Here is a 10542-nt window from a genome sequence, read left to right as displayed (position 1 = left end):
AGGCTGTTGCGGGGGCCGGTGCCCCCAGGGATCGACCCCCGGGGGCCACCGGTCGGCGAACGGGGTGTCAGCCGCAGGGCCGGTAGTCGTAGCCGGCGATGTGGTTGTCGCCGTTGCGGTCGTAGGGCGTGAAGTCGCAGTCGGCGGTGCGGCTGACGAGGAACGTACGCCCCTCGGTGGCCAGGCAGTGGTCCACCGTTCCGTTGCCGTCCGAGTCGCTCAGGCACAGGCCGGTTGCGCCGAACGTGTCCTTGCCGACGATGCCGTCGGCCTCGCCCAGATTGTCCTTCTGCCAGGCGACGGTGGCGTCGTGCGTCTTGGGACCGAACGCACTGTGAAGATGCCCGGGCGGGCTCTGGCGCACCCTGGTCGCCGGGAAACACAAGCTGATCGTGCTGGGCAACGCCCGTGCCACCGACCAGGTCCGGCCCCTCCTGCCCGGCCCGCCACCCTGCTCGGTCGTCATCACCAGCCGTCGGCAACCGGCCGGCCTGCTCACCGCCGGACAGGCCCGGTGCAGCACGCTCGACGTCCTGAGCGGGGAGGAGGCGCGCACCTTGCTGGTCGACATGCTGGGCCGTGACCGGGGTGTCGCCGAAGTGGCCGCGGTCGACGGGCTGATCGGGTCGTGCTCGCGCCTGCTCCTGGCGCCGACCATCGCCGCCGCCCGGGCCCAGTCCCTGCCCCACCGTGAGCCCTGGCTGACCATCAACAGGCGCTGGACTGGTTCAGCCCGGAGCCACCCGTCCTGCTCGCCGCCGTCCGGCAGACCGCGAGGACCGGTCACGACGCCCAGGCGTGGCGCCTCGGCTCTGCTGAGCCGGTCGCAGCCCCCGGGGGGTCCCTGTCCCTACGCCGCGCAGAACTCGTTGCCCTCCGGGTCCCGCATGATCCACCAATGCCCGGCCGGTCCTTTGTCCACCTCGCGGACACGGGTCGCCCCCAGGCCTTCCAGCCGGGCCACCAGCGTGTCGAGGCCGCCGGGTTCGCTGTGGACGTCGAGGTGCAGGCGGTTCTTGCCGGCCTTGCTCTCGGGCACGTCCTGGAAGAGGAGCCGTCGGCCGCGGCCCACGCCGCTGAGCTCGTCGAACGGGTCCTCGGGGTGGCGGATCGCGGCGTAGCCGCGGAAGTTCTTGCGGCCGCGGTGCTCGACGACGGCTTCCTCTTCGATGTGGCCGGCGGCCAGCAGCCGCTCGACGAGTGCGCCGGGGTCCTCCACCTCGTACTCCAGGGCCGCGGCCCTGGAGTCCGCGAGGACGGGCGCGTTCCCGCTGTCGATGACCAGCTTCCAACTCAGTGCCATATAACCACTCATATTGGTTACATGACGCCCTCCGCAACCCAGGGGCTGACGCTGCGATCCCGCACCGGCGTCGCCTACCGGTTCGACCCCGGTGCGCTGTGCCTGGAACTGCTGACCACCGGTGGCCCCGGCCCCTACCGTCGGTACGAGGTCCTGCACGAGCCCGCCGACCTGGCCACCTGGGCAGACCGGTGCCGGCTGACCCCGACGCCCGTACTGGACGTCTCCCCGTCCGAGGTGGCCGACGCGCACAGGCTCCGCGACGCGCTGCTTCGCGTGGTCGCCGCCCACACCCGGGGCGAGCCCCATCCACCCGCCGACCTGGAGATTCTCAACGAGGCGGCGGCCCACCCGCCCCTGGCGCCCGCCATTACGCCGGCCGGGCAGCGGCAGTGGGCGAACGCGGCTACCGGAACGCACCTGCTGGCCACCGTCGCGCGGGATGCCGTCGAGCTGCTGACCGGCCCCTTCGCCCACCGCGTCCGCACCTGTGCCGCCGAGGACTGCCACCTCGTCCACGTCGACACCTCGCGTCCCGGACGCCGCCGCTGGTGCTCCATGGAGCACTGCGGCAACCGCCACAAGGTCAGGGCACTGCGCGCCCGCCACGCCGCGGAGGGATGATCCCCGCCTGGCGTGCTCGGTGAGCACCCGGCAGAGGGCCGGCCCTCTACGGACGGCACAACCGCCCCCCGCCGGAAAGTCCATGCGAAACGCCGCGAAAGTCCACGCCCCCGCCCGGCGTGGTGCGAGAGGTTTGACCAGGCGATCCCGTAGGTCTCAACTAGGAAAACCCGTGGGGCAAACATGTATTCGATCTTGCTCAGCCGGCGGGGAGTGGACTATACCTGTCGGCACCCGTCGGCCCGCACAGCCGTTCGGCATCCACGCACGACCCCAGCTTCACACCACCGCGGTGCCGGGGAGGGTCCGGTTCACCGCCTGAGTCCTGTATGAAGGCGAGGACTTGAGCATGGGATCCACCAGCGTCAACCGTCGTGATGTCATGAAGAGGGCGGCGGCCGCCGGGCTGCTCGCGGTGCCGGCCGTGGGGGCGCTCAGCTCCTGCGCCAGTGGGGGCGGCGAGGGGAACAAGGCCGAGAAGGGCGAGAAGTCCACGAAGAACCCGCTCGGCGTGAAAGCGGACGCGGGCCTGACGGTCTACATCTTCAACGGCGGGTACGGCGACAAGTACGCCCAGTTCGTCACGGACATGTACGCGAAGAAGTACCCCGAGGCCAAGCCGGACCAGAAGGCGACCGAGAAGATCGCCACCCAGGTCCAGCCGAAGATCGTCCGGGGCAAGCCCACCGCGGACGTCGTCAACAACTCCGGCGCCGAGCAGATGAACATCGGCAAGCTGGTGCACAACGAGCAGGTCGCCGACCTCGGCGAGGTGCTCGACGCCCCTTCCTGGGACGACCCGGACGTCACCGTCCGCGAGACCCTCGTCCCGGTCGTCGAGCAGATGGGCCGCTTCGGCGGCCAGGAGTGCTACCAGCTCAACATCGCGCTGACGGTGTACGGCAACTGGTACTCCGCCAAGCTCCTCGAGGACGGGCTCGACAGCGCGTACCCGAAGACCTGGGACGAGATGCTCGCCGTCTGCAAGAAGGCCAAGGCCAAGGGCATCCACGGCTGGAGCTACCCCGGCGGCCACCCCCGCTACATGTTCTTCAGCATGTACGCGATGTTCGCCCAGCGCGGCGGCCGCGAGGTCATCGAGGCGATGGACTACCTGGAGCCGGACGCCTGGCGGCACGACGCGGTCAAGGACGTCTTCGAGGCCTGGGAGGAACTGGTCGCCAAGAAGTACGTGCTGACCGGCTTCGACGGCCAGCAGGCCCACACCGAGATGCAGACCGCCTGGACCAAGGAGGGCAAGTGCCTCTTCGTGCCCAACGGCTCCTGGGTGGAGAACGAGGCGAAGGACACCACCCCCGCTGACTTCCGCATGACGGTCGGCGCCACCCCCTCGCTGGACTCCGGCGACAAGATGCCCTTCGGCACGCTCTACGCCCCGGCCGGTGAGCCCTTCATCGTCCCCGCCAAGGCCAGGAACCGGCAGGGCGGCCTGGAGTGGCTGCGGATGATGTACAGCAAGGAAGCCGCCCTCAACCTCTTCAAGGAGGTCGGCTCGATGCCCGTCGTCAAGGGCGCCATCGACGGCGAGAAGCTGCCCTCGGGCACGGCGAGCGCCCAGAAGGCGATCAAGGCCGCCGGCGAGAACATCGTCATCCCCCACTTCATGGACTGGTACAACGAGCTGTTCCGCGAGGACTACAACAACATGATCCACACGTTCATGCAGGGCCAGATCGGCCCCAAGCAGGCCATGGACACCATGCAGAAGGCCAGCGAACGGATCCTGAAGGACCCCGACATCACCAAGGTCAAGAAGGCCTGAGCGGGCGAGGTGGACGAGCGGCCGGGACCGAGCAGCGTGCAGAGCGACACCCAGGTGGGCGATCCGCCACCCCCGAAGAAGAACACCAAGGACACCGCGGAGAAACCCCCGGCGGGCGAGCGGCCCGGGCACAAGCCGTCCTCCGGCCCGCCCCCGGCCCCGCTGCCCGGCCTGCTGCTGTGGCCGGCGCTGCTGCTGCCGCCCGGCCTCACCCCCCGGCGCGTCCGCTACGACCGGCGCTACCGCACGCTCGACAAGTACCGCTTCATCGTGGGCTTCCTGGCCGTGCCGCTCGCGTTCTACGCGCTGTTCGTCGTCTCGCCCTTCCTCCAGGCGATCTACTACTCGTTCACGGACTGGTCCGGCGGCCCCGTCGCGCACTTCGTCGGGTTCGACAACTACCGGAAGATGTGGGACGACGACCGGTTCTGGGACTCGCTGCAAATCAGCACCCTGCTGCTCGTCATCGCCCCCGTCCTCACCCTGGTCCTCGGCATGTTCTTCGCCTACATGATCACCGCGGGTGGACGGCACCGCAGGGGCAAGGCCATCGCGGGCGTCGCCGGGTCCTCGTTCTACAAGGTCGTCTACTTCTTCCCGCAGGTCCTGTCCGTCGCCATCATCGCCGTGGTGTGGGGCCGCGTCCTCAACACCAACAGCGGCCTGATCAACGGCGGCCTGGAGAAGATGGGCGTCGACGGGCCCGCCTGGCTCGGCGGCGACCGGACCCTCGGCCTCGTGTCCCTGCTCATGGTGATCAGCTGGAGCTTCATCGGCTTCTACGTCGTGCTGTTCTCCGCCGCCATGGGGTCCATCCCCAAGGACGTGTACGAGGCCGCGCTGCTGGACGGCGCGGGCCGCGCCCGCACCTTTTTCAGCGTCACCCTCCCGCTGATCCGCGACTCGGTGCGCACCGGCTGGATCTACATGGGCATCCAGGCGCTCGACACCTTCGCGATCTGCCTGGTGATGGTGCCCCCGCACGTCCTGAAGGTCACCCCGGTCTTCCTCTACGAACGCTTCCGTGACGGCCAGTACGGCTACGCCACGGCCATCGGCGTCGTCCTCCTCGTCCTGAGCATGGCGTTCTCGCTGATCGTCATGCGGGTCGGGAACCGTGACCGGATCGAATACTGAAGACCGCGGGAGCCACTGCCTCATGACCACGACCAGCGCCGCCGCCCCCCGCCCCGACACCACCGCCACCCCCCGGAGGCAGAGCGAGGCGGGCACCACCCTCAACGTCTTCTCGCACGCCTTCCTCGTCCTGTGGGTCGTGCTGGCCGCAGGACCCCTGATCTGGGTCGCGCTGACCGCGCTGCGCCCCTCGGCCGAGATCCTCAGCGACCCGATGGGCTGGCCGGCCTCCTTCCACTGGGAGAACTTCACCCACGCGTGGAACAAGGCCAACATCGGCCGCTACACGGTCAACTCGCTCATCGTCCTGGCCGGTTCGCTGACCGGCACCATGCTGCTCGGCTCGATGGCGGCCTACGTCATCGCCCGTTTCACCTTCCCCGGCAACCGGTTCGTCTTCATGCTCTTCGCGGGCGGCATGATGTTCCCGGTCATCCTCGCGCTCGTGCCGCTCTTCGCCGTCATGGAGAACTTCGGGCTCCTGGAGACCCGGCCGGGCCTGATGATCGCCTACATCGCGTACTCGCTGCCCTTCACCACCTTCTTCCTGACCTCCTTCTTCCGTACGCTGCCGACCGGCGTACAGGAGGCGGCGATGGTCGACGGCGCCTCGCACACCCGCACCTTCTTCCAGATCATGCTGCCGATGGCCAAACCGGGTCTGGTCAGCATCGGCATCTTCAACTTCCTCGGCCAGTGGAACCAGTACCTGCTCCCGCTGCTGCTCAACAACGAGGACGAGCAGAACTACGTACTGCCACAGGGGCTCGCCTCGCTGGCGGTCTCCCAGGGCTACCGCGGCGACTGGGGGGCGCTCTTCGCGGGTCTGACGATCGCCATGCTGCCGGTCCTCGTCGTCTACGCGGTCTTCCAGCGACAGGTACAGGCCGGTCTGACCACCGGGGCGCTCAAGTGACCTGGTGAGGCTGGTGATTTCAGCTTGGCCACGAAAGTGGTCTAGGCCTGTCGAGGCAAAACCGGACGTGAGTAGTGTCGGCCCGACGGCGCAGCGGGGGGCGACTGTACGCGCTCAAGTCGACACTGGAGTCGAAGGGTTGAACAGCATGAGGAACCGAATGGTCGCCACCGGTGCGGCAACGCTCTGCATGGCGCTGGGACTCACCGCCTGCGGCGGGGACAGCGACAGCGGCGACAGCAAGACGATTAAGCTCGTCGCCGCCGACTACGGCGATAAGGCCTCCAACGCCTCCAAGGTGTACTGGAACCAGGTCAAGAAGGAATTCGAGAAGGCCAACAAGGGCTACACGGTCGACGTCCAGGTCATCAACTGGAACGAGATCGACAAGTCCGTCAAGAACATGATCCAGGCGGGCGACGAGCCCGACCTCCTCCAGACCGGCGGTTACGCCGACAAGGTCGCCGACGACCTCCTCTACAAGGCGGACGAGGTGATGTCCGCCAAGACCCGCGAGAACCTCATCCCCACCTTCGCCAAGGCCGGTGAGGTCGACGGCACCCAGTACGGCATTCCCTGGGTCTCCTCCAGCCGCGTGATGTTCTACAACAAGGACGTCTTCAAGAAGGCCGGCGTGAAGAGCCCGCCGAAGACCTGGGACGAACTCGCCGCCGCGGCAAAGAAGATCAAGGCCAAGAAGGCCGCCGAGACCCCCTACGCCCTGCCGCTCGGCCCCGAGGAGGCCCAGGGCGAGACGATGATGTGGGAGCTGGGCAACGGCGGCGGCTACACCGACGCGGGCGGCAAGTACACCGTCGACAGCGCGAAGAACGTCGAGACCTTCGAGTGGCTCAAGACCCACCTGGTCAAGCCCGGTCTCACCTACGCCAACCCCGCCTCCACCGACCGCAAGACGGCCTTCGCCGACTTCGCGGGCGGCAAGGTCGGCATGCTCAACGGCCACCCGAGCCTCGTCCAGATGGCCAAGGACGGCAAGGTCGACTACGGCGTCGCGCCCATCCCGGGCAAGGACGGGCCGCTCAAGAGCACCCTCGGCGTGGCCGACTGGATGATGGCGTTCAAGGACGGCGGCGCCGAGAAGGAGGGCGTCAAGAAGTTCCTGGACTTCACGTACTCCAAGAAGATGCTGGCGTTCGACGAGATGTACAACCTCATGCCGGTCACCCAGGACGCCCTGCAGAGCATGCAGTCCAACGGCAGGCACAAGGACCTGGAGCCGTTCTTCGAGGTGCTGCCGAACGCCAGGTTCTACCCGCTGGGCGACACCTCGTGGGACCTCGTCTCCGCCGAGATCAAGAAGACCGGCGGCAAGGCCGTCGTCGATGACCCGAAGCAGGTGCTCGGCGACCTCCAGAAGAAGGCGGAGTCGGCGGCCGCCGACGCCAAGTAGCCCCCCAGCCCATCTGGTTCGCAAGGAGTCCTTGTGTCACTGAAGGCCCCTCCGTCCCCGGCCGGCCCGGGCCGGGGACGGGGCGGGCGCGCGGCCGCGCCGGTGAGCCGCCGCGGCGGCATCGCCCGGCTCGGCCCGCTGCCCTGGATAGCGCCCGTCATCCTGCTCATCCTCGCCGTGGTCGTCTGGCCCGTCATCGAGCTGGTCCGCACCTCGTTCCTCAACATCTCCATCGCCGGCAAGGTGCGCGGCGGCGCCGGGACCGACAAGTTCGAGAAGCTCTTCGAGGAGAGCGACTTCGGGGCGGTGCTGACCTGGACCGTGGTGTGGACGGTCGTCGTCGTCACCGTCACGATGCTGCTCTCGCTCGCACTCGCCCAGCTGTTCGATCAGAAGTTCCCCGGCCGCCGTGTCACCCGCTGGGCGCTCATCGCTCCGTGGGCCGCGTCCGTCCTGATGACCGCCATCGGCTTCAAGTGGATGCTCAACCAGACCGCGGGCGTGCTGAACACCGCGATGCTGGACCTCGGGCTCATCGACAGCCCCCGGGACTGGCTCGGCAGGCCGGAGACCGCCTGGCCCTGGATGATGGCCGTCGCCGTCTTCGTCTCCCTGCCCTTCACCACGTACACGCTCCTGGCCGGCCTCCAGACCATCCCCCGGGACGTCTACGAGGCCTCGCGGATCGACGGGGCGGGGCCCTGGCAGACGTACCGCCACATCACGCTCCCGATGCTGCGGCCCGCCTTCCTCGTCGGCGTGGTCATCAACCTCATCAACGTCTTCAACTCCTTCCCGATCATCTGGGCCATGACCCAGGGCGGTCCGGGCTACGACACCTCCACGTCGATGGTGTTCATGTACAAGCTGAAGGAGACCGACATCGGCGAGTCCGCGGCCATGTCGGTCGTCAACTTCCTGATGGTCGTGGTGCTCGTGCTGATCTTCCTGAAGGTCAGCCGGTGGAACGAGGAGGACTGATGGCCGCCACGACGGCGATACGCCCCACACCCGGGAAGGGCCGCGCGCCCAAGCGCGCCTTCCGGCCCCGCACCCTGGTCGTCACGGCCTGCGCCTGGCTCCTCGCGGCGATCTTCCTCGCGCCGTACCTGGAGATGATCGTCACCGCGCTGCGCCCCAAGGACGAGCTGCGGGACCGCACCTACCTGCCCCAGGACCTGGAGTGGGCCAACTTCGTCGACGTCTGGAAAGAGTCCGAGCTGGGCCAGAACCTCCAGGTCACCCTGCTCGTCGCGGGCGGGGCGACCCTGCTGGTCCTGCTGGTCTCGCTGCCGGCCGCGTACTACACGGCGCGCATGCGCTACCGGGGCCGCAAGGCCTTCCTGCTGCTCGTCCTCGTCACCCAGATGTTCCAGCCCACCGCCCTGCTGGTCGGCCTCTACCGCGAGTTCCACCAGCTGGACATGCTCAACTCGGTCTGGACGCTGATCCTCACCAACGCGGCGTTCAACCTCGCCTTCGCGGTGTGGATCCTGACCGCCTACATCAGCTCGATCCCCCCGGAGCTGGAGGAGGCCGCCATGGTGGACGGCACCAGCCGCTTCGGCGCGATGATCAGGGTGACGCTGCCGCTCGCGCTCCCGGGCGTGGTCACGGCGGTGATCTTCACCTTCATCACCTCCTGGAACGAGTTCGTGATGGGCCTGACCCTCACCACCGAGCCGGACAAGCAACCGCTGACGGTGGGCATCAACAACTTCATCGGCAACTACACCGTCCAGTGGAACTACCTCTTCGCCGCGTCCGTGGTCGCGATCGTGCCGGTCATCGTGCTGTTCGCGTTCATCGAGCGGCACGTGGTGAGCGGGCTGACGGCGGGATCGGTGAAGTAACGGCCGAGGCCGCGGGGCCGGGGCCCGGACGGGGGAGCGGAATGTCCCCCGCCGGGCCCCGGCCCCTTGGGTGTCCGATCCACTGTTTTTCCGTCAAGGACTTGACTGCGCCAACCCCTTCATCGGAGCTTGGAGTTCACAACTTGTACGGGCGGCCCTGGTGTCGTACGTCATACAGGCAAAGGTGGAAGAGTCAATGGAGACTCCGGGGTCGCAGTCCTCTCTGCACCGGGCCAATCTGGAGCGGGTCGTACGCGCCGTACGCCTCGCCGGTTCGCTCACGCAGGCGGAGATCGCGAGGACGACGGGCCTGTCGGCGGCGACGGTCTCCAACATCGTGCGGGAGCTGAAGGACGGCGGGACGGTCGAGGTCACACCCACCTCGGCGGGCGGCAGGCGGGCCCGCAGCGTCTCGCTCAGCGGGGACGCGGGCATCGTCATCGGCGTCGACTTCGGGCACACGCACCTGCGCGTGGCCGTCGGCAACCTCGCCCACCAGGTGCTCGCCGAGGAGGCCGAGCCGCTGGACGTGGACGCTTCCGCGGCGCAGGGCTTCGACCGGGCCGAGCAGCTGGTCAGCAGGCTGATCGCGGCCACGGGAGTGGACCGTACGAAGATCACCGGGGTGGGCCTCGGCGTGCCCGGGCCCATCGACGTGGAGTCCGGCACGCTCGGCTCGACCTCGATCCTGCCGGGCTGGACCGGCACCAAGCCCGCCGAGGAGCTGGGCGGCCGCCTCGGCGTGCCGGTGCACGTGGACAACGACGCCAACCTCGGCGCGCTCGGCGAGCTGGTCTGGGGGAGCGGGCGCGGGGTCAAGGACCTCGCGTACATCAAGGTGGCGAGCGGTGTCGGCGCGGGGCTCGTGATCAGCGGGCGCATCTACCGGGGGCCCGGCGGCACCGCCGGGGAGATCGGGCACATCACCCTCGACGAGTCGGGCCCGGTCTGCCGCTGCGGCAACCGCGGCTGCCTGGAGACCTTCGCCGCCGCGCGCTACGTCCTGCCGCTGCTCCAGTCCAGCCACGGCACGGATCTGACCATGGAGCGCGTGGTGGGGCTCGCGCGAGGCGGCGACCCGGGGTGCCGGCGGGTGATCGCCGACGTCGGGCGGCACATCGGCAGCGGCGTGGCGAATCTGTGCAACCTCCTGAACCCCTCCCGGGTGGTCCTCGGCGGGGACCTCGCCGAGGCCGGTGAGCTGGTCCTCGGGCCCATCAGGGAGTCGGTGGGGCGGTACGCGATCCCCAGCGCCGCGCGTCAGCTGACCGTTCTCCCGGGGGCCCTCGGCGGCCGGGCCGAGGTGCTCGGCGCGCTGGCGCTCGCCCTCAGCGAGATGGGCGATTCCACCCTTTTGGACGGGTCGCTCGCCGTCGCCTCGCCTGCCTTCACTTAGATAACGCATGGCACCGTTGTCATCTCGTTAAGGATTTACTCCTTGACGCTGGTGTGGCGGCCGAGTTGACTTCGAGCCACCTCGGCCGCAACGACGCGGCCTCGTCAGGGAGGCACCCA

Annotated in this window: 10 protein-coding genes; 8 read left to right on the top strand and 2 right to left on the bottom strand. The window is 68.6% G+C overall.

The window, feature by feature from the left end; all coding sequences use genetic code 11:
• Positions 1-67 precede the first annotated feature (67 nt).
• Together ACZ5GP_RS27430 and ACZ5GP_RS27425 are read right to left on the bottom strand one after the other, a co-directional pair.
• Positions 68-787: a peptidoglycan-binding domain-containing protein gene (locus tag ACZ5GP_RS27430; RefSeq protein ID WP_468753351.1), complete on the bottom strand. Its 720-nt coding sequence runs from the start codon at positions 785-787 to the stop codon at positions 68-70.
• 63 nt (positions 788-850) lie between these two features.
• Entirely contained in the window at positions 851-1303 is a 453-nt protein-coding gene (locus ACZ5GP_RS27425) for a VOC family protein (protein ID WP_468753350.1), read from the bottom strand.
• 21 nt (positions 1304-1324) lie between these two features.
• On the opposite strand from ACZ5GP_RS27425, the gene ACZ5GP_RS27420 reads away from it, so the two are divergent.
• From ACZ5GP_RS27420 to ACZ5GP_RS27385, 8 genes are all read left to right on the top strand, one after another.
• Complete coding sequence (locus ACZ5GP_RS27420) at positions 1325-1927, top strand: CGNR zinc finger domain-containing protein (protein WP_468753349.1); 603 nt, start codon at positions 1325-1327, stop codon at positions 1925-1927.
• Between the two features lie 349 nt (positions 1928-2276).
• On the top strand, positions 2277-3710 hold the full coding sequence (gene ngcE / locus ACZ5GP_RS27415) for an N-acetylglucosamine/diacetylchitobiose ABC transporter substrate-binding protein (protein WP_468753348.1): 1434 nt from the start codon (positions 2277-2279) through the stop codon (positions 3708-3710).
• Between the two features lie 195 nt (positions 3711-3905).
• Positions 3906-4847 (top strand): carbohydrate ABC transporter permease, encoded by a 942-nt coding sequence (locus tag ACZ5GP_RS27410; RefSeq protein ID WP_468753432.1) that lies wholly within the window; start codon positions 3906-3908, stop codon positions 4845-4847.
• Positions 4848-4869: 22 nt separating this feature from the next.
• Complete coding sequence (locus ACZ5GP_RS27405; protein WP_468753347.1) at positions 4870-5763, top strand: carbohydrate ABC transporter permease; 894 nt, start codon at positions 4870-4872, stop codon at positions 5761-5763.
• A gap of 148 nt (positions 5764-5911) precedes the next feature.
• Positions 5912-7174 (top strand): extracellular solute-binding protein, encoded by a 1263-nt coding sequence (locus tag ACZ5GP_RS27400; protein WP_468753346.1) that lies wholly within the window; start codon positions 5912-5914, stop codon positions 7172-7174.
• Between the two features lie 33 nt (positions 7175-7207).
• Positions 7208-8155 carry a carbohydrate ABC transporter permease gene (locus ACZ5GP_RS27395; RefSeq protein ID WP_468753345.1) on the top strand — a complete coding sequence of 316 codons (948 nt, stop codon included), beginning with the start codon at positions 7208-7210 and terminating at the stop codon, positions 8153-8155.
• The gene (locus ACZ5GP_RS27390) at positions 8155-9027 is read left to right on the top strand and encodes a carbohydrate ABC transporter permease (protein WP_468753344.1); all 873 of its coding nucleotides are present in this window, start codon (positions 8155-8157) and stop codon (positions 9025-9027) included. Before ACZ5GP_RS27395 ends, ACZ5GP_RS27390 begins: the two co-directional genes overlap by 1 nt.
• A 196-nt stretch (positions 9028-9223) precedes the next feature.
• The gene (locus tag ACZ5GP_RS27385; protein WP_468753343.1) at positions 9224-10423 is read left to right on the top strand and encodes an ROK family transcriptional regulator; all 1200 of its coding nucleotides are present in this window, start codon (positions 9224-9226) and stop codon (positions 10421-10423) included.
• Positions 10424-10542 lie beyond the last annotated feature (119 nt).

The sequence above is a fragment of the Streptomyces sp. NPDC031466 genome (assembly GCF_055581265.1).
This window is presented reverse-complemented; position numbering and strand designations above follow the sequence as displayed.

Excerpts from the sequence above, each read along its gene's own strand:
- ACZ5GP_RS27425 (WP_468753350.1), bottom strand. The coding sequence starts at position 1,303 with ATGGCACTGAGTTGGAAGCTGGTCATCGACAGCGGGAACGCGCCCGTC.
- ACZ5GP_RS27420 (WP_468753349.1), top strand. The coding sequence starts at position 1,325 with ATGACGCCCTCCGCAACCCAGGGGCTGACGCTGCGATCCCGCACCGGC.
- ngcE (WP_468753348.1), top strand. The coding sequence starts at position 2,277 with ATGGGATCCACCAGCGTCAACCGTCGTGATGTCATGAAGAGGGCGGCG.
- ACZ5GP_RS27405 (WP_468753347.1), top strand. The coding sequence starts at position 4,870 with ATGACCACGACCAGCGCCGCCGCCCCCCGCCCCGACACCACCGCCACC.
- ACZ5GP_RS27400 (WP_468753346.1), top strand. The coding sequence starts at position 5,912 with ATGAGGAACCGAATGGTCGCCACCGGTGCGGCAACGCTCTGCATGGCG.
- ACZ5GP_RS27390 (WP_468753344.1), top strand. The coding sequence starts at position 8,155 with ATGGCCGCCACGACGGCGATACGCCCCACACCCGGGAAGGGCCGCGCG.
- ACZ5GP_RS27385 (WP_468753343.1), top strand. The coding sequence starts at position 9,224 with ATGGAGACTCCGGGGTCGCAGTCCTCTCTGCACCGGGCCAATCTGGAG.